Source organism: Salipiger pallidus, from assembly GCF_014643635.1.
Taxonomy (GTDB): Bacteria; Pseudomonadota; Alphaproteobacteria; order Rhodobacterales; family Rhodobacteraceae; genus Salipiger; species Salipiger pallidus.
Genome location: NZ_BMJV01000010.1, coordinates 55,457 through 73,496 on the forward strand (window position 1 = coordinate 55,457; position 18,040 = coordinate 73,496).

22 protein-coding genes are annotated in these 18,040 nt (G+C 67.6%); 11 read left to right on the forward strand and 11 right to left on the reverse strand.

The features are described 5' to 3' along the window. Positions 1-48: 48 nt before the first annotated feature. The 4 genes from IEX41_RS18940 to IEX41_RS18955 form a co-directional block, all read right to left on the reverse strand. Entirely contained in the window at positions 49-243 is a 195-nt protein-coding gene (locus tag IEX41_RS18940; RefSeq protein WP_188791890.1) for a twin-arginine translocation signal domain-containing protein, read from the reverse strand. 64 nt (positions 244-307) lie between these two features. Then, the gene (locus IEX41_RS18945) at positions 308-913 is read right to left on the reverse strand and encodes a TorD/DmsD family molecular chaperone (RefSeq protein WP_188791891.1); all 606 of its coding nucleotides are present in this window, start codon (positions 911-913) and stop codon (positions 308-310) included. Further along, positions 910-1,548 carry a DUF3306 domain-containing protein gene (locus IEX41_RS18950; RefSeq protein ID WP_188791892.1) on the reverse strand — a complete coding sequence of 213 codons (639 nt, stop codon included), beginning with the start codon at positions 1,546-1,548 and terminating at the stop codon, positions 910-912. Before IEX41_RS18950 ends, IEX41_RS18945 begins: the two co-directional genes overlap by 4 nt. Beyond that, positions 1,545-2,081, reverse strand: coding sequence for a DUF3305 domain-containing protein (locus tag IEX41_RS18955; RefSeq protein ID WP_188791956.1), 537 nt, complete (start codon positions 2,079-2,081; stop codon positions 1,545-1,547). Before IEX41_RS18955 ends, IEX41_RS18950 begins: the two co-directional genes overlap by 4 nt. A 378-nt stretch (positions 2,082-2,459) precedes the next feature. On the opposite strand from IEX41_RS18955, the gene IEX41_RS18960 reads away from it, so the two are divergent. Genes IEX41_RS18960 through IEX41_RS18980 form a run of 5 tightly spaced genes read left to right on the forward strand, consistent with a single transcriptional unit; the run spans position 2,460 to position 6,872 of the window. Continuing rightward, positions 2,460-4,409 (forward strand): 4Fe-4S binding protein, encoded by a 1,950-nt coding sequence (locus IEX41_RS18960; protein WP_188791893.1) that lies wholly within the window; start codon positions 2,460-2,462, stop codon positions 4,407-4,409. 12 nt (positions 4,410-4,421) lie between these two features. Next, a complete protein-coding gene (locus IEX41_RS18965; protein WP_188791894.1) occupies positions 4,422-4,610 on the forward strand; it encodes a DUF6494 family protein in 189 nt (62 codons plus the stop codon). After that, positions 4,607-5,677 carry an Mrp/NBP35 family ATP-binding protein gene (locus IEX41_RS18970; RefSeq protein WP_188791895.1) on the forward strand — a complete coding sequence of 357 codons (1,071 nt, stop codon included), beginning with the start codon at positions 4,607-4,609 and terminating at the stop codon, positions 5,675-5,677. Before IEX41_RS18965 ends, IEX41_RS18970 begins: the two co-directional genes overlap by 4 nt. Then, positions 5,674-6,378: a biotin/lipoate--protein ligase family protein gene (locus IEX41_RS18975; protein ID WP_188791896.1), complete on the forward strand. Its 705-nt coding sequence runs from the start codon at positions 5,674-5,676 to the stop codon at positions 6,376-6,378. Before IEX41_RS18970 ends, IEX41_RS18975 begins: the two co-directional genes overlap by 4 nt. Continuing rightward, positions 6,375-6,872 (forward strand): DUF6505 family protein, encoded by a 498-nt coding sequence (locus IEX41_RS18980; protein WP_188791897.1) that lies wholly within the window; start codon positions 6,375-6,377, stop codon positions 6,870-6,872. The genes IEX41_RS18975 and IEX41_RS18980 overlap by 4 nt, the downstream gene beginning before the upstream one ends. A gap of 103 nt (positions 6,873-6,975) precedes the next feature. Here IEX41_RS18980 and IEX41_RS18985 read toward each other — a convergent pair whose 3' ends face one another. From IEX41_RS18985 to IEX41_RS18995, 3 genes are read right to left on the reverse strand one after another with little or no spacing between them, the layout of a single operon-like run. Beyond that, positions 6,976-7,782, reverse strand: coding sequence for an ABC transporter substrate-binding protein (locus IEX41_RS18985; protein WP_188791898.1), 807 nt, complete (start codon positions 7,780-7,782; stop codon positions 6,976-6,978). Further along, positions 7,779-8,492, reverse strand: coding sequence for an ATP-binding cassette domain-containing protein (locus tag IEX41_RS18990; RefSeq protein ID WP_188791899.1), 714 nt, complete (start codon positions 8,490-8,492; stop codon positions 7,779-7,781). The genes IEX41_RS18985 and IEX41_RS18990 overlap by 4 nt, the downstream gene beginning before the upstream one ends. After that, a complete protein-coding gene (locus tag IEX41_RS18995; RefSeq protein ID WP_188791900.1) occupies positions 8,489-9,193 on the reverse strand; it encodes an ABC transporter permease in 705 nt (234 codons plus the stop codon). The genes IEX41_RS18990 and IEX41_RS18995 overlap by 4 nt, the downstream gene beginning before the upstream one ends. A 226-nt stretch (positions 9,194-9,419) precedes the next feature. Here IEX41_RS18995 and IEX41_RS19000 point away from each other — a divergent pair, with 226 nt between their 5' ends. After that, complete coding sequence (locus IEX41_RS19000; RefSeq protein ID WP_188791901.1) at positions 9,420-11,468, forward strand: sensor histidine kinase; 2,049 nt, start codon at positions 9,420-9,422, stop codon at positions 11,466-11,468. A gap of 9 nt (positions 11,469-11,477) precedes the next feature. Next, a complete protein-coding gene (locus tag IEX41_RS19005; protein WP_188791902.1) occupies positions 11,478-11,705 on the forward strand; it encodes a sulfurtransferase TusA family protein in 228 nt (75 codons plus the stop codon). Here the strand turns inward: IEX41_RS19005 and IEX41_RS19010 are convergent. From IEX41_RS19010 to IEX41_RS19025, 4 genes are all read right to left on the reverse strand, one after another. Next, a complete protein-coding gene (locus tag IEX41_RS19010) occupies positions 11,702-12,976 on the reverse strand; it encodes a molybdopterin-binding protein (protein ID WP_188791903.1) in 1,275 nt (424 codons plus the stop codon). The two genes, IEX41_RS19005 and IEX41_RS19010, sit on opposite strands and share 4 nt — an antisense overlap. Before the next feature lie 229 nt (positions 12,977-13,205). Further along, positions 13,206-13,706 carry a molybdopterin-guanine dinucleotide biosynthesis protein B gene (mobB, locus tag IEX41_RS19015; RefSeq protein WP_188791904.1) on the reverse strand — a complete coding sequence of 167 codons (501 nt, stop codon included), beginning with the start codon at positions 13,704-13,706 and terminating at the stop codon, positions 13,206-13,208. Further along, positions 13,703-14,350: a molybdenum cofactor guanylyltransferase MobA gene (mobA, locus tag IEX41_RS19020; protein ID WP_188791905.1), complete on the reverse strand. Its 648-nt coding sequence runs from the start codon at positions 14,348-14,350 to the stop codon at positions 13,703-13,705. Before mobA ends, mobB begins: the two co-directional genes overlap by 4 nt. Then, complete coding sequence (locus IEX41_RS19025; RefSeq protein WP_188791957.1) at positions 14,347-15,192, reverse strand: formate dehydrogenase accessory sulfurtransferase FdhD; 846 nt, start codon at positions 15,190-15,192, stop codon at positions 14,347-14,349. Before IEX41_RS19025 ends, mobA begins: the two co-directional genes overlap by 4 nt. Positions 15,193-15,287: 95 nt before the next feature. On the opposite strand from IEX41_RS19025, the gene IEX41_RS19030 reads away from it, so the two are divergent. The 4 genes from IEX41_RS19030 to IEX41_RS19045 all read left to right on the forward strand — a co-directional run bounded on the left by IEX41_RS19030 (position 15,288) and on the right by IEX41_RS19045 (position 17,976). Further along, complete coding sequence (locus IEX41_RS19030) at positions 15,288-15,797, forward strand: DUF2478 domain-containing protein (RefSeq protein ID WP_188791906.1); 510 nt, start codon at positions 15,288-15,290, stop codon at positions 15,795-15,797. A gap of 135 nt (positions 15,798-15,932) precedes the next feature. Further along, positions 15,933-16,664 carry an energy-coupling factor ABC transporter ATP-binding protein gene (locus IEX41_RS19035; protein WP_188791907.1) on the forward strand — a complete coding sequence of 244 codons (732 nt, stop codon included), beginning with the start codon at positions 15,933-15,935 and terminating at the stop codon, positions 16,662-16,664. Continuing rightward, positions 16,639-17,265: an energy-coupling factor transporter transmembrane component T family protein gene (locus IEX41_RS19040; protein WP_188791908.1), complete on the forward strand. Its 627-nt coding sequence runs from the start codon at positions 16,639-16,641 to the stop codon at positions 17,263-17,265. Before IEX41_RS19035 ends, IEX41_RS19040 begins: the two co-directional genes overlap by 26 nt. A 165-nt stretch (positions 17,266-17,430) precedes the next feature. Next, positions 17,431-17,976 (forward strand): biotin transporter BioY, encoded by a 546-nt coding sequence (locus IEX41_RS19045; protein ID WP_373285668.1) that lies wholly within the window; start codon positions 17,431-17,433, stop codon positions 17,974-17,976. The last annotated feature ends 64 nt before the right edge of the window (positions 17,977-18,040 follow it).

Here is an 18,040-nt window from a genome sequence, read left to right on the forward strand (position 1 = left end):
GTCGCCGTTGTCGGGTCTTTCGTCGGTCCGTTGCCGGGCCGAAGGGTCTTAGAAACGCGCGGTGGCGTAGTAGGCGCGGGTGTGCGCCGTGTCCTGCATCTTGTCCGAGGACAGATCAGGCTGTGCCGGGGCGGCATTTGCCTCGGACCCCACGGTGGCCACGGCGACGGCTGCTGCCGGTGCCACGGTGCCCGCAAGCTTGAGGAAATCGCGGCGGCTGTTGCCTTCGGTCTTTCCGGTCATGAGAACCCTCCCTCTTGGTTGCTCTCGGTGAAGTGGCGCCTTGGCGCCGGGGTATGCGCGCCGGTCAGGCGCTCATTCGGAAACCTTCCGACTCGATCTGCATGAAGCAGCGGCCGACCGTGCCCACCGGCACATAGAAAACCGAGCCCTTGGCGGCCTCGAGATCGGAAAAGAAATGACCCGCCCAGGGGGCGATGTGCTTGTTGAAGAAGCTTTTCTGCTGCTCAAGGCTCGCGGGCGTGCCAAAGCGGCCGACGATCATCGCGCCCATCATCTCCAGCAGCGAGGCGATGTTGTCCTCTGGCTCGAAGACATTGTCGGCCCGCGCAAGGCCCCGCGCGGTCATGTCCTGACGCAGCGCCGCCAGGGGCTTTTCGTTGAGAAAGCCGGTGAGGTAGTAGCTGGCATAGGGCAGCAGCTCACCGCGCCCGAGGCCGATGAACAGCCGGTTGAATTCCGAGGTGACGCTGGCGGGCTTGGTCAGACGCGCGAGTTTCGCGAGGGTCGCGATGCCCTGCCCCAGCTCGGTGTCGTCGCCGTTCAGCTGCGCCGTCTGGTCGAGGATCATGCGATCCGGCGGACCGCTCAAGAGCAGCCCGAGGAAATTGTAGAGATCCGCGCGCAGGCGATCCTCTTCGGTGATGCGGGTGGTCTCGGCGGCGTCGCTCATGCGGTGCCTCCCTGGTCGAACTGGAATGTCATCCGGCGCAGCCGGGGGTGGATATAGGCGTCTTCCACGGGCTCTTCGATCGCCGGGGAAGGGGCCGAGACGGCCATTTGCGTCGGCGGCTTGGGCAGCGGTGCAATGTCTTCGGACGCGATGGAGGCGGGAGCGTCCGGGGCTTCGGCCAGTGGTTGGTCCAGCGGCTCGGCCAGTGGTTCGTGATCCGATGCCGCATCCGCCTCGGGCAGCTTGTCTGCCACCTCCTTCACCTGCTGGGCAAAGCCGCGGCCAACCTCGTAAAGCGTGTTGACCGCGCCCTTGCAGACGGCGGCGTCAGTGAAGTCGTCCTCGTAATCGTTCAGCCCATCAAGGCAGGCCAGCACCGGGTTGCTGCGCCACAGGGTCCGCAGCGCGCGGCGTTTGAGCCGCTGCGGCAGCTGCGCCGCAAGGAAGCGCTGAAGCTCTTCGCCGCCCACCAGCGTTTCCGGCTCGGGCAGGCCCAGTTCCGCCAGCAGCTCCGCATCGCTGCGCTCTTCGAGCGCGGCTTCCTGCGCCGCGGTCTCGGCGGCGACAACGGCTTCGACCTCGGCACGCTCTTCGGCGGCGACAGCCTCGCGGCGGCGGGTCCAGAAACCGCTCATGACAGTCTCCGTTTCTGCAAGGAGGGGGAGGCATACACATCGCCAAGTCCACCGATGCGCGGATCGCCGATGCCGTCCTCGACCTTGTCGACCCGTTCGCGGTGGCGGCGGCGCTTCACGAATTCCTCGTCCTCGTGGAATCGCTCGACGAAATCGCGCACCCATGCCTCGAGGCCGGGGGTCATGGCGACCTTCTCGACGATCTCCTCGCCGGTGTCGCAGTAATCCTGAGCCTCGTAGGGTGAGGCGGTGACCAGCAGCAGCTCGAAGGGGCGAGACTTGTCGGGCACTTCGCGCATGATGACGTAGACGCAAGGCACCTGCGCGCCAAGACCGTGGACATAGGCTTCGGTCTCGGCTCCGAAGAGTTCCAGCGTTACAGTGCCGGCGTGGAATTCCACCACGTCGCCCTCACGGCGCAGCTCGCGCCAGTCGGCGTCGGCAGCGCCGGGCAGGATCGATGTCGCCTTCCAGCTGTGCTTGGCCCAGCGGGTGACGCCCGGCTGTCGCTTGACGACGACGCCGATGGGCATGTTGCGATAAGGGCGGTCCTGGTCTGACACGGGTCTGCTGGCCTTGGTTGGGATGCCCAAAATGCAGGCTTTCCGTGAATCGCGAAAGGGCAAACCTTGGGGAAGGTTTTAAAACCGTTGCGGGATGGACGTTTTGGGCAGCGGATTTGGCCGTCGCGCATGCATATGGTCATTTTGTCCATCCCGACCGTTTTTCTCTGGATACGGCGGCATACCGCCTATCGCCAAAGGGCTTGCGAATCACCCTCATCACGCGCTTTCCGGAGAAGCCCCACAGGCCCGGAAAGACCCTTGCGCGAGCGTCCCCTTCCTGCCTATCCGTTGGGCGAACCTGCGCCGAAACGGGGCCCGTGCGCCCCTCAGCCAATGGGAAAAGACATGGCCAAGACGTTGATAACATGTGATTGTCTGGGCAGCCAGAGCATCGACGCCGACGGCCTCGCCAAGGCGACCGGGCTTGATGTCGCACCCCCCTGTTCGGCGCTTTGCACCAAGCAGATCGACATTGCCGCTACGGCACTCACCGCCGAGGGGGCCGAGGACACGGTCCTGTGCTGCACGCAGGAAGCCCGCCGGTTCGAGGATCTGGCCGAGGATCTCGGGGTGCCCGCCCCCGCCCTTCTCGACCTGCGCGATCGGGCTGGCTGGTCTGCCGATCCCGCCCCGAAACTGGCCAAAATGTCCGCCCTTGCCGCCGAGGCGCTTCTGCCTGCGCCCCTTGGGCGGATGATGGACGTGACCTCGCATGGCATGTGCCTTGTGCTCGGGGCCGAAAAGGACGCGCTGGCCGCAGCTGAACTGCTAAAGGAACACCTTGCCGTCACCGTCCTGCTGGAGACCGCCCCTGAGCTGGCCGAGATCCCCGGTTATGACGTCATTGTCGGCCATCTACGGCAGGCAACAGGGGCGCTTGGCAACTTCGACATGAAGATCGACGGCCTGCGCCAGCTGGAACCCGGCGGTCGTGGCAGCCCGTCGTTCGGAGCGCCGCAGGATGGTGCGCGCAGCCAGTGCGACGTGATCCTCGACCTGCGCCGCACTCAGCCGCTGTTCCCCGCCCACGAGAAACGCGAAGGCTACCTGCGCGCCGATCCCGCCCGCCCCGCGGCGGTAAACGCTGCCGTGCTGGCCGCCTCGCACCTTGTCGGGACCTTCGAAAAGCCGCTCTACATCCGGGCCGAGCCGCTGCTCTGCGCCCATTCCCGCGCGGGTCAGACCGGCTGCACCCGCTGCCTCGATCTATGCCCAACCGGTGCGATCACCCCCAGCGGAGACCATGTCACCATCGATCCGCTGATCTGCGCGGGATGCGGCGCGTGCTCGTCCGCCTGCCCGTCTGGCGCGGTCAGCTACGATGCGCCTCCCGTGGACCTCATCCTGCGGCGGGTGCAGACGCTCGCCAAGGCCTATCTTGATGCCGGGGGGGAGGCTCCGCGCCTGCTGGTCCATGACGCCCACGGCGCCGAGATGATCCGCCTTGCCGCCCGCCACGGGCGCGGCCTGCCTGCAGACGTGATCCCCATGGAACTGCCGGTGATCGGCGCCTTTGGCCATGCCGAGGCGTTGGCCGCCCGCGCCGCCGGCTTCACCACCGTCACCCTGCTGCCCGGACCTGGCGCCGACCGGGACGCGCTGGCCGCACAGACCGCGCTTGCCTCGGCCATCGCGCAGGGCATCTCGGTGCTCGACACCTCCGATCCCGACGCGCTGAGCGATGCGCTTTACGGCGCCGATGCCCCTGCCCCGGTCGCAACCCCGGTGCGTCCCATGGGCACCCGCCGGCAGGTGGCCCGGCAGGCGGCCCGTGCGCTGCACCCCGAGGGCGGCGTGCTCGCCCTGCCCGAAGGCGCGCCCTACGGTGCGGTCGAGATCGACACCGACGCCTGCACGCTGTGCCTGTCCTGCGTGTCGCTCTGCCCCTCGGGCGCGCTTGGAGACAACCCCGACCTGCCGCAGCTGCGGTTCCAGGAAGACGCCTGCCTGCAGTGCAATCTTTGCGTCACCGTCTGCCCCGAGGACGCCCTGACCCTCGATCCGCGCCTCAACCTCGAGGCCGAGGCGTTGAACCAGCAGGTGATCAACGAGGAAGAGCCCTTCCCCTGCATTGAATGCGGCACGCTCTTCGGGGTGAAATCCACCATCGACCGCATCACCGACAAGCTGCGCGGCCACGCGATGTTCGACGGGGACCGCCTGCGAATGATCCAGATGTGCGATGACTGCCGGATCAATGCGCAGTATCACGGCACCAACAACCCCATGACCGGACCGGAGCGCCCCCGCCCGCGCACCACCGACGATTACCTGTCCAAGCGGCGCGACCACTGAACGGAGAGACCAATGAGCGACGATTTCAACATGTCCATGCGCAAGTTCCTCAAACAGGTCGGCGTGACCTCGCAGACCGCCATCGAGGAGGCCCTGCGCGAGGCTCCGGCGGGCAGCTACGAGGTGAAGGCCGTGATCACCATTCCCGAACTTGGCATGACCCACGACGTGACCGGCAAGATCAACAAGGACTCCGAATGACCCTTTCGCGCGACGCGGTTCTTGCCGCGCTGAAGACCGTCGACGACCCCGTCGCCGGCGGTGACATCGTGTCCAGCGGCGTGATGCGGGCGCTCAATGTCTCCGACGATGGCGCGGTGCGCTTCGTTCTCGAGATCGCGCCGCAGCATGCGCAGACCTATGACACGGTGAAGACCCGCGCCGAAGAGGTGCTGGGCGCCCTGCCCGGCGTGGCTTCGGTGTCCATCGTGCTTACCGGCCACACCGAAAAGGCGCCGCCGCCGGACCTCAAGCCACAGCGCGCGGCCGAGCCCAAGGGCCCGCAGGCGGTGCCGGGCATCGACCGCATCCTCGCCATCGCCAGCGGCAAGGGCGGGGTCGGCAAGTCTACCGTGTCTGCCAACCTCGCCGTGGCGTTGGCGCAGCAGGGCCGCCGCGTGGGGCTTCTGGATGCGGACGTCTACGGGCCAAGCCAGCCGCGCATGCTGGGCGTGTCGGGCCGCCCGGCAAGCCCCGACGGCAAGACCATCCTGCCCATGCGCAACCACGGCGTCACCATGATGTCCATCGGCCTCATGACCAACGACGATCAGGCGGTGGTCTGGCGTGGGCCGATGCTCATGGGTGCGCTGCAGCAGATGATGAACCAGGTGCAATGGGGCGCACTCGACGTGCTGATCGTCGATTTGCCGCCCGGCACCGGCGACGTGCAGATGACCCTCAGCCAGAAGTTCAAGGTGGATGGCGCGGTGGTGGTGTCCACGCCGCAGGACGTGGCGCTGCTCGATGCCCGCAAGGGGATCGACATGTTCAAGCAGCTCAACGTGCCCATCGTCGGCATGATCGAGAACATGAGCACGCATATCTGTTCTGCCTGCGGCCACGAAGAGCATGTCTTCGGCCATGGCGGCGTTGCTGCCGAAGCGGCCAAGCTGGGGGTTCCGCTGCTGGCCGAGGTGCCGCTTGACCTGCAGATCCGGCTTGCGGCGGACGGCGGTGCCCCCATCGCGGTCAGCCAGCCCGACAGCTCGCAGGCCGCGGCCTTCCACGCCATCGCCGAAGCACTGGTGGCAAAGGGCGCTGCATGACGGACCTCAGCTTTCCGCCGCTGATGTATGGTGAAGAGGTGGGGGCCGATGCTTTCGCCCACGCCTGCATGAAGGCGACCATGGGCTGCGACGCCGGCATGGTCGCCTTTGCGCTGGGGACGAACCGCGTGGAAGCCGCCATGGTCTTTGCCCCCGAAGTGCCGCTGCGCGCCGCCATGACCATGCTGCCGGTCTGCGGGGTCGGTTTCCAGAACGCCCTCGGCGCGCTCGCCCCGCCCGAGGTCGCAGTGCATCTTGGCTGGGACGGTACGCTTTATCTCAACGGCGCGCGCTGCGGCGTGATGCGCTGCATGGCGTCGGGGACCGACCCCGAAGCGGTGCCCGACTGGCTGGTGATCGGCTTCAGCCTTCCGCTCTGGCCGGAAACCGACAACCCCGGCGAAACCCCCGATCAGACCACGCTATACGGCGAAGGCTGCCCGGACGTCGCGCCGCCGCAGCTGGTCGAGGCGTGGGCTCGCCACACGCTCCACCATCTGAGCGCCTGGGAACAGGACGGCCCGCGCGCCTTGCACGCAGAATGGCGCGGCCTCGCGCGATCGGTTGGCGAGGACGTGACCCAAGGCGACCGGTCCGGTACCTTCGTGGGCGTCGACGAAGACTTCGGCATGCTGCTGCGGGGCGAGGATGGTGAAACCCGTCTGATCCCGCTGACCACCCTTCTGGAGGCCGCCCCATGACCCTGCATCTTGCCCGCGCCATCCATTTCGACGAAAGCGACCAGCGCGTCTTTGCCAGCCCCGCGCGGACCGGCGAATGGTGCCTTTCCGGGGGCTTCGAGTTCTCGGACTGGACCGAAAGCGATCTTGCCGGAAAGGCGCGGCAGGCCTTTGCAAACGGATGGCTGGGTCTGGAAACCTTCGGACGCGTGACCTTCGTTGCCGTCACGCAGGTGGAGCCGGCCGAGATGGAGATGCTGGAAACCCGGCTGGCTGAACACTTCGTCACCTACTACGGCGCACCCTCGGTCGAACTGGCCCGCCCCGTCGCCGCCGAGGAGCTGTCCCAGATGGCCGAGCTATGCGCGGATCATGCCCCCAACACCTTGCTGACCGTTGCCCGCGAGCTGACCGAGGCCGGCGTGCGCGAGGCCTTCCGGGTGATCGAACCGCAGGACGCGGAGCTGGATCTTCTTGCCGTGCACGGCTCGCTTGACGAGCCGCACGAGCATTGAACGGACGCTAAGCGGGCGCCTCCCCCGGAACGGCACGCGACATCCCGTCACAAAAAGGGCGCCCGATCGGGCGCCCTTTGTCACACCGTAAGACCTAGGTGTCTCAGTTTTCGCCCGCGTTGAAGACGAACAGCTGTTCGCCCGCGATCTCGTAGCTGTCGATCAGCTCTTTCGCGCGGTCGGAGACCAGCCATGCCTCGAGCTTGTCCGCCAGTTCGGTTTGCACGTGGGGGTGCTTTTCGGGGTTCACCGGCAGGTAGGCGTATTGGTTGAACAGCACCGGATCACCCGAGAACAGCAGGCCGAGGTCCGCCTTGTTGCCAAAGTTGAGCCAGCTGGCGCGGTCCGACAGGATGTAGGCGTTCATGCCCGCGGCGGTGTTGAGCGCGGCGCCCATGCCCTGGCCGACGGCATTGTACCAGTCCCCAAAGCCCTCGACGTCAAGATCGGCCGACTTCCACAGGTTCAGCTCCATCTTGTGGGTGCCGCTGTCGTCGCCGCGGCTGACGAAGGGCGCCTCGGCGGCGGCGATGTCCTGCAGCGCCTCGGTGGCGGCCTCTGCATCCTCGATGCCGGCAGGGTCGTCGTTCGGTCCGACGAAGACGAAATCATTGTACATGATCTCGGTGCGATGGGTGCCGTAGCCGCCGCTCACGAAGGCGTCCTCTGCGGCACGCGAGTGCACGAGGATGGCGTCCACGTCACCTGCCTCGCCCAGCTTGATGGCCTGGCCGGTGCCAACGACCAGCAACTGAACCTCGAGGTCGAGGTCTTCACGGATCTCGGGCAGCAGGACTTCGGCGAGGCCGGAGTTGTTGAAGGAAGTGGTCACCGCCATTTTCATGACGTCTTCGGCGTGGGCGGTGGTGGCGATGGCAAGGAATGCCGTGCCAAGCAGGATGCGTTTCATTCTACGATGTCTCCTTCAAGAAAGGCCCGTGCCTGAGGCGTTGCGGGCGAGGGGAAAAAAGTATCGGCAGGGCCGCCGTCGTGCAGCTTGCCGTGCAGCAAGAACAGCACGTCGTCGGCAAGGCGGCGGGCCTGTCCCATGTCGTGGGTCGACAGGATCAGCCGGGTGCCCTCCGTGCGGGCGATTTGCAGGATGTCCTCGATCTCGCGCATGGCCCGCCCGTCCAGGGAGGCGCACGGCTCGTCGAGAAACAGCACCTGCGGCTTCGCGATCAGCGCGCGGGCAAGGGCAAGCTTTTGCTGCTCACCGCCCGACAGGCGCGGGGCAAAGCGGCGGGTGAGCGCTCCGAGCCCGACACGCTTGGCGGCCTCGTGGGCGCGGTCCATCGCGTCGCGTTTCGGCACGCCGCGGATGAGCAGCGGATAGGCGATATTGTCGATCACGCTGCGGCGCAGCATCACGGGGCGCTGGAAGACGAAGGCCTGTTCATGGCGGGCGTCCTCGATGGGGCAGGCCCAGCGAATCTTGCCGCTGGCCAGCCGGGCGGTGCCGTGCAGCAGGCTTAGAAGGCTGGTCTTGCCCGCGCCGTTCGGGCCGATGACCACGGTGATGCCGGGGCCGTCAATGCTCAGGTCCACGGGGCCAACAAGCACGCGTGGCCCCCGGCGCGACACCACCGCCTCGGCGACAAGGGGAAGAATTCGCGTCACCAGCGGTCCCCCCGTTCGGTCCGGCCCAGCCAATGGATGGACAGGTTGACCGCCACCGCCAGCCCGATCAGCACGAAGCCGAGCGCCAGCGCGAGGCCGAACTCCCCCTTGCCCGTCTCCAGCGCGATCGCAGTGGTCAGAACGCGGGTGGCGTGGTCGATGTTGCCGCCGACGATCATGATCGCCCCGACCTCGCCGATGGCCCGGCCAAAGCCCGCCAGCGCAGCGGTCATCAGCGCCCGGCGGGCATCCCACAGCAGGGTGCGGATCTTCTGCCAGCGCGTCACGTTCATGGAAATCAGCAAGTCGTGGTATTCCGCCCAGAGATCGCGGATCGACTGGTGCGCCACCGACGCGATGAGTGGAACGATGATGACCGTTTGCGCGATGATCATGGCGGTGGGCGTGAAAAGCAGCCCCAGCACCCCAAGCGGCCCCGAGCGTGACAAGATCACGTAGACCACAAGGCCCACCACCACCGGCGGCAGCCCCATCAGCGCATTGAGCAGGGCGATGATCGCCCGGCGAAAGCGGAACCGCTGCACCGCGAGGAACGCGGCAAGGGGCAGCGCGATGCAGCAGGCCACCACGAGCGCGGTAACAGTCACGCGCAGCGACCGTGCCGCGATCTCGACCAGCTCGGGGTCGAGTGTCAGCATCAGCCAGACCGCCTGGCTTATCCCGTTCCAGATGTCGACCATGGGGCCGCGCGTCCTCCTCATGCCGTGGCGGTGGCATGCTCTCCGTTGCGCCAGCCTTGCCAAACACAACCTGCCGCCGCCAGAGGCACTGCCGCGAAATCGCGCAGGATGGACAGTTTGTCCAGTCTGACAAGGACTTCCGCAGAGCGCTGGACATTCTGTCCCGACCTTGCGCCGGAAGCGGGCTGCGCTATCCTGCCCGCGGGGCAGCGAAGGGCGAAACAGCATGGTCAGCCAGATTGGCAAACGGGCGCAGCTGCGGCGCCTGTGGCACTCGGTGCGGCTTCGGCTGCTTGTGCTTGCGCTGGTGCCTCTTATCATCCTGACGCCGCTGCTTCTGATGATCGGCATGGCACGCTTTTCCGCGGACTACGACGCGCTGCTGATTTCGAACGTGGAAAGCGACCTGCGCATCGCGCGTCAGTATCTTGACCGGATCACCAAGGACATCGGCGACGACGTGGCTGCAGAGGCGCGGTCGGCCGGGCTACTCGCGGCGGCGGGAGACAGCCGGGGTGGCTATCTCGACGCTGCGCGGGCCCGGCTAGGGCTCGATTTTCTGCGCTACGTGCCGATGAACGAGGTGCAGCTGGACTGGCCCGTGGTCGCCGCCGCCCGCGCGGGCAAGGCATCGGCGGGGATTGACGTAATGGGGCCGGACCAGCTTGCGGCGCAGGGCGCCGATCTTGCCGCGCGGGCCAGCATCGCCCCGCGCGGCGCCGGTGAGGGCCCCGAGACCCGCGGCATGGTCCTTCACGCCGCGGCCCCCGTGTTGGCCGAGGAGGGCACCATAGGCGTGTTGGTGGGGGGCATCCTGCTCAACCGCAACCTTGCCTTCATTGATGCCCTGAACGAGCTGGTGTTCCTCAACCCTGTCACCGGAAGCGACCGGGAGGGCACGGTCACGGTCTTTCTCGAGGATCTCAGGATTTCCACCAACGTCCGTCTTTTCGAGGGTGAGCGCGCCATCGGCACACGCGTGTCCGAAGCGGTCCGGGCCGAGGTGCTGGGCCGGGGACGCATCTGGCTCGACCGCGCCTATGTGGTGAACGACTGGTATATTTCGGGCTACATGCCGCTTCTGGACAGTTTCGGGGACCGGGTGGGGATGCTCTATGTCGGCTTCCTTGAAGCGCCGTTCACGGCGGCGAAACGGTCGGCCTACCTGTGGATGCTGGGGGCGTTCATCGCGGTTCTGGTGATCTCGGCCCCGGTGTTCCTGCTGCTGGCGCGGGGGGTATTCTCGCCACTGGAGGCGATGACCCAAGTGATGCAGCGGGTGCGTGGTGGCGACCTCGCCGCACGGATCGCTCCCAGCGCCAAGCGTGACGAGGTGGCGCAGGTGGGCGCGCACCTCAATGAACTGCTCGAACAGGTGCAGGATCGCGACCGCCGCCTAAGGGCCTGGGCTGGCGAGCTCAACGATCGGGTCGACCGCCGCACCACCGAGCTGCGCGAGGCCAACGACAAGCTCGAACAGGCCTTCCACCAACTGGTGATGCGCGAAAAGCTTGCCGCCATCGGCGAGATCACCGCCGGCGTCGCTCACGAAATCGGCAACCCGGTGGCGGTGATTCAGGGCAACGTGGACGTGATGCGCGAGGTGCTGGGCACGGGCGCCGACGAGGTCCGCACTGAGCTTGACCTCATCGACGCGCAGGTGCGGCGCATCGACAGCATCGTGGGGCGGCTGCTGACCTTCGCCCGGCCCGGCGATTACGGCTCGGACGCGCTTAGCCTCGCCCCGGGGCCGGTGCTGCGCGATTGCCTCGTGCTTGTGGGTCATGTGATCACGCGCGCCCGGATCGAGGTGGTGACGGAGCTTCAAGATGTTCCACCAGTGCGCATGGACCCCGGAGAACTGCAGCAGGTTCTGGTCAATCTCATCACCAACGCGGTGCAGGCAATGGGGGACAAAGGCGTGCTGACCCTTGCTCTTGTTCCCGAGGCCGGGGGCGTCGCGATCAGGGTGCGCGACACCGGGCCAGGCGTGCCCGAGGAGGCTCTTTCCGCCGTGTTCGACCCATTTTTCACCACCAAGCAGGTGGAAGGCACGGGGCTCGGCCTGTCGATCTCGCAAAGCATCGTGCAGCGGGCGGGGGGGCTTATCACCGTGCGCAACATTGCGGGCACCGCCGAGGGGGACGCCGATCACGCGCGTGTGGACAGAGGGGGGCATGATCCCCAGAACGGAACCGCGGCTCAGGGCACAGGCGGCGCGGAGTTCACGGTCTGGCTGCCGGCGGCGATGGACAGCGATGCAGAGCCGGGATAATCAGGGCGCATGGATGTGAACGACGATCTCGATGCCATCGGGCTGCTTTGCCCGCTGCCGGTGCTGAAGGCGCGAAAGCGCCTTGCGGGCATGGCCCCGGGCGAGGTGCTGCGGGTGCGCGCCGACGATCCCGCAGCCGTCATCGACATACCGCATTTCTGCAACGAATCCGGGCACGAGCTGGTCAGCGCCGAGGATGACGGCAGCGTCCAGATCTACCTGCTGCGCCGCCGTTAACGCAGCCCGAACCCCTCGTAGGGCAGGAAGCGGACCGGGGTGTCGGGGGTCACATGCACGGCCTCGTCCGGCAGTTCCACCAGCCCCGTCGCCCATGACAGCCCGCTGATCCGCCCCGAGCCTTCCGAGGCAAAGACCTCGGCCCGCCCGTCCACCAGCCGCGCCCGCAGGTATTCGCGCCGCCCCGGTTTCTTGGACTTGGTGAAGGCGGCCGGAACGGTGAACCCCTGCGGCTCGGCCCATCCCGCGCCGGACATCAGCGACAGCGCCGGGCGCGCGAAGATCAGCGCGCAGACCAGCGCCGCCACAGGGTTGCCCGGCAGGCCAAAGACCGGCATGCCCTGCCATGTGGCCAGCGCCAGAGGCCGCCCCGGTTTCAACGCGATGCGCCAGCTCGACAGGTTGCCACGCTCTTTGAGCAGGGCTGACACGTGATCTTCGTCCCCTGCCGAGGCGCCACCCGAGGTCAGCACCACGTCGCAGCGCGTCGCCGCCTCGTCCAGCCGCGCGGCGATGGCGTCCCGGTCGTCGCGCACATGGCCAAGGTCCACGGACGCGTGGTCCCATCCTTCCGCCAGCGACAGCAGCATGGGGCGGTTGGCGTCCCAGATCTGGTGCGGTTTCGCCGGGGCCCCTGCGTCCGCGATGATCTCGTCCCCTGTCGACAGCACGCCGACCCGCAGACGGCGCGTCACGGCGACCTCGCCCAATCCCAGTGCCGACAACAGAGCAAGGTCCGGCGCCCGCAGGCGGTGCCCGGCAGGCAGGGCCAGGGCCCCTTCGGAGACATCCTCGCCCGCCTTGCGGGTGTTGGCGCGGGGCTTCACCGGCCCATCGAAGGCGACAACCCCGTCGCCCACGGCGCAATCTTCCTCCAGCACCACGGTATCGACGCCTTCGGGCAGGATCGCGCCGGTGAGGATGCGCACCGCGTGGGCATTGCATACCGCGCCTTCGAAAGGCTGGCCGGCCGCCGCGCGCCCCGCTTCCAGCGGCAGGCGCATCACGCCGTCCCCGGTGGCGGCGTGAGCAAAGCCGTAGCCGTCCACGGCAGAGTTGGGGCGCGGCGGGTTCGACCGCTTCGCCACCGCATCTGCGCCAAGCACCCGCCCCCCTGCGGCGTGGGTGGGCAGCGTCTCGGTGTCCGTCACCGGGTGCAGCACCTCGCGCAACCTGGCCAGAGCCGCGTCCACGGGCACCCAGTTCACGCCCTGCGGCATGGCAAAGCAGTCGTCACGCAGGCGGGGCGGGGTGAGGGGGGCGTCGGTCATGCGGGCTCCGAGGTGACGGGGGGAAGAAGGGGCCGGTCAGGCTGGGTGAGGCCAGTGCCAATGACAAGGGAGAGAGTGGGTGATCATCCCTGCCTTGGGTGGAGGTTGCGTGCGCGGCCGATACAGATCGAGGTCTTGCAGGGCGTACGGGCGTGGCCGCCAGTGGAGGTCTGCGCGAGGCGGGCAAGGGCCACACACCAAGCGGGCCCCGTGACTGCTCTGATGCGTTTCATGCTGGACCAAGGGCCAGATCTTCAAGGATGAAATCGGCGACAGCCCTCGTGTTGTTCAGGTCAAATCGGGGCAGGGTCGTGTCGACGGCACTGTCGGCGGCGACGGCTTTGATGGTCGGATTGTCGCCCGCCAGAAGCGCCTTGCCGGTTTCCGCCCGGTGCGCCTCGATCTTGGGATGGGGGCCGGTCTTGTAGCCCTCGATCAGCACGAGGTCGACCGGGGCAAGCTGCGCGAGCAGTGCCTCGAGCGGCGGCTCGGCCTCGCCGCGCAATTCTGTCATCAGCGCCCAGCGGTTGGGCGAGGCAAGCATCACCTGCCGCGCCCCCGCCGCGCGGTGGCGGAAGCTGTCGGTGCCGGGCTGGTCCACATCGGTGCTGTGATGGGCGTGCTTCACCGTCGAGACGGTCAGCCCGCGTGCGGCGATCTCGGTCACCAACCGTTCCATCAGGCCGGTCTTGCCGCAGTTCTTCGAGCCGGTGACACCATAAACCCTCATGCCGCCCCTGATGCGATGGCCTCGGCGCGGGCGAGGTCTTCGGGTGTGTTGACGTTGAAGAAGGGATCGAACGGTTCGGCGGAGAACACCGCCTCGCCCGCGCCATGCCCGTCGGTCCAAGCGACCACCTTGCGCAGGCCGCCCTCCAGCGCCGCGCGCAGATCGTCACGCAGCGCCACCGGCCAGAGGCCGAAGGTGGGGTGGCGGTTCAGCTTACCGCCCGATTTCAGCGCTTCGCCCTCGCCCTGATCATCCCGAGGTGTTGCGGCAAGCGCCAGGGGATGCGGCAGTGCTTCGGTGGCAAGCATCAGCTGCGGCACCAGATCGCAGGGAAAGAACGGTGTGTCCCCGGCCACCGTGACGATGCTGTCCGCGCCCTGATCCGCCGCCCAGTCGAGCCCGGCGAGAACCCCTGCAAGAGGCCCGGCAAAGCCGTCGATGCTGTCGGCAAGCACCGGCAACCCGGTGGCGAACCGCGCCGCATCGCCGTTGGCGTTAAGCGCCAGCCCCGCCACCTGCGGCTCGAGCCGGTCGATGATGCGGGACAGCAAACTCTGCCCGCCGACCGTCAGCAGCGTCTTGTCGACGCCGCCCATGCGGGTGGCAAGACCCCCTGCCAGAATGACACCCAGAGGCTGTTTCATGCGCCCGCCTTTCTTCCGGACCGTCGCCCTTCTTCAGGAATGCTCGCCGGGTCCACGTCGCGCACGAGGCGCTCTTCGCCCGACAGGCAGACAAAGCGCTGGCCGCGCATGCGTCCGATCACGGTTAGGCCCACCTGCCGCGCGATCTCGACCCCCCATGCGGTGAAGCCCGAGCGCGAGGCCAGCACGGGAATGCCCATGAGCGCGGTCTTGATCACCATCTCCGAGGTCAGCCGCCCGGTGGTATAGAGGATCTTGTCGTCAGCGCTGACGCCATGACGGAACATCACCCCTGCGATCTTGTCCACGGCATTGTGGCGCCCGACATCTTCCATGTAGGCCAATGGCCTATCCTGCTGGCACAGCACCGTGCCATGGATCGCTCCCGCCTCGAGATAGAGCGAGGGCGTCGTGTTTATCTGCTTCGCCAGCGCGTAGAGCCAGCTGGTGCGCACTTCGGTCTGCGGCAGGGTCAGCCCCTCGAGCCCCTCCATCATGTCGCCGAAGACGGTGCCGACGGCGCAACCCGAGGTCCGGGTCTTCTTGGCCATCTTCTCTTCGTAGGAGGTCTGGCGCTGCGTGCGGACCACCACCGCCTCGATTTCCTCGTCGTAATCCACGCCCGTCAGCACGTCGTCATCGCGCAGCATGCCCTGGTTGCGCAGGAAGCCAAGCGCCAGGTAATCGGGGTAGTCCCCGATGGTCATGGCGGTCACCACCTCCTGCCTGTTGAGGTAGATGGTGAGGGGGCGCTCCTCGACCACGGAAATCTCGGTTTCTGCGCCGGTCTGGTCATGGCCCGTGACGCGGCGGGTGAGGCCGGGGCGGGACAGGTCGGGCATCAGGGGGAAAGGGGCCAAGGCATGTCTCCGGCTGGGCTTTTCGGCGTGGCAACTACCTAGTATGCATGCACCGACCGACGCAATAGGAGCCGCCGATGCTGGGCTATGTCACCGCCACCGGACAAGGGGAAGCCGATCGGCTTCTGGCAGGCGTGGCCGAAAGGTTGCAGGCGCAGGGGCTGCGGCTGGCCGGGGCGGTTCAGGTCAACCTCGACGCCGGAGAGGGGCGCAAGTGCTTCATGGACCTGCACATCCTGTCGGGCGAAGACGTGGTGCGCATCAGCCAGGACCTTGGCGCGCTGGCGCAGGGCTGCCGGCTGGACCCCGAGGGGCTGGAGCGGGCGGTGGGCCTTGCGGAGGCGGCGCTGACCCCGCAGACGGACCTGGTGATCATCAACAAGTTCGGCAAGCAGGAGCTTTTCGGCCGCGGGTTCCGCCCCCTCATCGGCGAGGCGCTGTCGCGTGGCGTGCCAGTGCTTCTGGCGGTAGATGCGGGCAACCTTGAAGGCTTCATCGCGTTCTCGGAAGGGCTCGGCGCGTCGGTCGCCCCCAATGCAGAGGCCGTGCTGGGCTGGGTGGCGCAGACGCTGGGCGAAACCGCCTGAGCGATCAGGGGCCTGCCCGGGCCGCGTATCGGAGGGCGGCACCGGACCACGGGACACTTGAGCGCCCGCGCCGAAGGCAATAGCTGGGGGCGCAGCGGGGACGATCCGCCCAGATCTGCGCATCCGAGGCCGAGCATGACCAACAGCACTGACACCGCGCCGCTTCTGGCGCTGTCCGGCGTGACCTACGAGACGGACGGCCTGCGGCGGCTGGGCCCCGTGGACCTGACGGTGACCGAGCGGCGCGTCGGGGTGATCGGGCGCAACGGGTCAGGAAAATCGACCCTCTCTCGGCTGGTCTGCGGCCTTGTCGCCCCGACGCATGGCACGTTGCGGGTGGCTGGCAAGGATGTCGCCCGCGACCGGCGCGCCGCCCTGCGCCGGGTGGGGATGCTGTTCCAGAACCCCGACCACCAGATCATCTTTCCCACCGTGGGCGAAGAGATCACCTTCGGCCTGCGCAACCTCGGCCGATCCCGCGCCGAGGCGGAGGCCGAGGCAAGGGCGGCGCTGGCGGATTACGGCTGCGCCGAATGGTACGACCGCACCACCGGCGCCCTGAGCCAAGGGCAGCGGCACCTCGTCTGCCTGATCGCTGTGATGGCGATGCGCCCCAGGCTGGTGATCCTCGATGAGCCCTTCGCCGGGCTCGACCTCGTGGCAACGCGGTTCCTCGACCGGCAGCTGGCGCTCGCGGGCCCGAGCCTTCTGCACGTCAGCCACGATCTTCAGGCACTGACGCGCTACGACCGGGTGATCTGGATCGACGAAGGCCGGGTGCGTCTGGACGGACCGGCGGCGGACGTGATCGACGCCTACCGGACGGCCATGGAGGCGGTCGATGCTGACGCTGCTCTATCCCTCTGAGAGCTGGCTGCACCGGGTGCCGGCGGGGCCGAAGCTGACGGCGTTGCCGCTGCTGTCGGTGGCGCTTCTGGCCTTCGACAGCGTGGCGGTCAGCGCGGGAGCGGGCCTGGCGGTCGGCGTGCTGGCGCTGAGCTGCGGCCGGGGCTTTGCCCTGCGGGCTCTCGCCAGCCTCAAGCCCGTGGCGATCTTTGTCGTGTTGGTGCTGGCCTGGGGCTGGATCGACGGCACTCTGGAAAACGGCCTGCGCATCGCGCTGCGGCTGCTGACGCTGGTCGGCGCGGCGCTGCTGGTGACCATGAGCACGCGCTTCGATGCGATGATGGAGGCCGTGGCCCGCCCCCTGCGCCGCCTGAAGATCGTGGACGCGGCGCGGCTGGCCTTCGTGGCGATGCTGGTGCTGCGGTTCGTGCCCGCGATGATCGCCCGGCTTGGCGCGCTGCAGGACAGCTGGCGCGCGCGGTCGTCCCGCCGTGCCGGCTGGCGTCTGGTGATGCCCTTCATGATCGGGGCGCTGGATGATGCGGACCATGTGACCGATGCCATCCGGGCTCGTGGCGGCATGCCGACCGACAGGGCCAGAGAGGACGACACCCAAAGGTAGCACAGCCTCAGAGGCCGGGCCGCCTCCCCGTGACAGGAGGCCCAAGAAAACGAGGCAGGGAATACGCCGGATTTGACGGAATCCCTGCCGCCACGTAAGGCTCGGGCAGCGGTCCGGGCTTTGCACCGGGCTTATCGGCACCACTCGAATGACAGGAAATTAGTCTTGGAACACAGAATCGTCATGGCGGGGCTGTTCGCAGCCCTGATCGCAGCCCTAGGCCTCGTGCCGTCGTTTCAGCTGATCAGCGGCGTGCCGATCTCGGCGCAGTCACTGGGGGTGATGCTGTGCGGCACCGTGCTTGGCGCTCGCCGCGGAGCGCTGGCAGTGATCATCGTGGTGGTGCTTGTCACGCTGGGGCTGCCGCTGCTGGCCGGAGGCCGGGGTGGACCGGCGGTGCTCGCGGGTCCGACTGTCGGGTTCTTCCTTGGCTGGATCCCCGCCGCCTACGTCACCGGGCTGGTGATGGAGCGCTGGCGTCCCAGCTCGGTGGCGCTGCCCGCCGCCATCGCATCGCTGCTGGGTGGCGTCGTGGTGCTCTATGCCTGCGGCATCGTCGGAATGGCTGCGGTTCTGGACCGCAGCCTGCCAGAGGCGGCGATGCTGAGCCTGCCTTTCATTCCGGGGGACCTGGTGAAATGCGTGCTTGCCGGGCTTATCACCCGTGGCATCGCCACCGCGCGTCCGCAGAGCCTGCTGTCGCGGGCCTGACCTGTGGCATCGCCGGGGGTATGACCATCCCCCGGCACCCATGGTTTGCCGCGGTCGGGAGGCT

What these genes read in the sequence shown, in the direction of transcription:
- IEX41_RS18940 (WP_188791890.1), bottom strand. Translation starts at nt 243, where the DNA reads ATGACCGGAAAGACCGAAGGCAACAGCCGCCGCGATTTCCTCAAGCTT.
- IEX41_RS18945 (WP_188791891.1), bottom strand. Translation starts at nt 913, where the DNA reads ATGAGCGACGCCGCCGAGACCACCCGCATCACCGAAGAGGATCGCCTG.
- IEX41_RS18950 (WP_188791892.1), bottom strand. Translation starts at nt 1,548, where the DNA reads ATGAGCGGTTTCTGGACCCGCCGCCGCGAGGCTGTCGCCGCCGAAGAG.
- IEX41_RS18955 (WP_188791956.1), bottom strand. Translation starts at nt 2,081, where the DNA reads ATGCCCATCGGCGTCGTCGTCAAGCGACAGCCGGGCGTCACCCGCTGG.
- IEX41_RS18960 (WP_188791893.1), top strand. Translation starts at nt 2,460, where the DNA reads ATGGCCAAGACGTTGATAACATGTGATTGTCTGGGCAGCCAGAGCATC.
- IEX41_RS18965 (WP_188791894.1), top strand. Translation starts at nt 4,422, where the DNA reads ATGAGCGACGATTTCAACATGTCCATGCGCAAGTTCCTCAAACAGGTC.
- IEX41_RS18970 (WP_188791895.1), top strand. Translation starts at nt 4,607, where the DNA reads ATGACCCTTTCGCGCGACGCGGTTCTTGCCGCGCTGAAGACCGTCGAC.
- IEX41_RS18975 (WP_188791896.1), top strand. Translation starts at nt 5,674, where the DNA reads ATGACGGACCTCAGCTTTCCGCCGCTGATGTATGGTGAAGAGGTGGGG.
- IEX41_RS18980 (WP_188791897.1), top strand. Translation starts at nt 6,375, where the DNA reads ATGACCCTGCATCTTGCCCGCGCCATCCATTTCGACGAAAGCGACCAG.
- IEX41_RS18985 (WP_188791898.1), bottom strand. Translation starts at nt 7,782, where the DNA reads ATGAAACGCATCCTGCTTGGCACGGCATTCCTTGCCATCGCCACCACC.
- IEX41_RS18995 (WP_188791900.1), bottom strand. Translation starts at nt 9,193, where the DNA reads ATGGTCGACATCTGGAACGGGATAAGCCAGGCGGTCTGGCTGATGCTG.
- IEX41_RS19000 (WP_188791901.1), top strand. Translation starts at nt 9,420, where the DNA reads ATGGTCAGCCAGATTGGCAAACGGGCGCAGCTGCGGCGCCTGTGGCAC.
- IEX41_RS19005 (WP_188791902.1), top strand. Translation starts at nt 11,478, where the DNA reads ATGGATGTGAACGACGATCTCGATGCCATCGGGCTGCTTTGCCCGCTG.
- IEX41_RS19010 (WP_188791903.1), bottom strand. Translation starts at nt 12,976, where the DNA reads ATGACCGACGCCCCCCTCACCCCGCCCCGCCTGCGTGACGACTGCTTT.
- mobB (WP_188791904.1), bottom strand. Translation starts at nt 13,706, where the DNA reads ATGAGGGTTTATGGTGTCACCGGCTCGAAGAACTGCGGCAAGACCGGC.
- mobA (WP_188791905.1), bottom strand. Translation starts at nt 14,350, where the DNA reads ATGAAACAGCCTCTGGGTGTCATTCTGGCAGGGGGTCTTGCCACCCGC.
- IEX41_RS19025 (WP_188791957.1), bottom strand. Translation starts at nt 15,192, where the DNA reads ATGCCCGACCTGTCCCGCCCCGGCCTCACCCGCCGCGTCACGGGCCAT.
- IEX41_RS19030 (WP_188791906.1), top strand. Translation starts at nt 15,288, where the DNA reads ATGCTGGGCTATGTCACCGCCACCGGACAAGGGGAAGCCGATCGGCTT.
- IEX41_RS19035 (WP_188791907.1), top strand. Translation starts at nt 15,933, where the DNA reads ATGACCAACAGCACTGACACCGCGCCGCTTCTGGCGCTGTCCGGCGTG.
- IEX41_RS19040 (WP_188791908.1), top strand. Translation starts at nt 16,639, where the DNA reads ATGCTGACGCTGCTCTATCCCTCTGAGAGCTGGCTGCACCGGGTGCCG.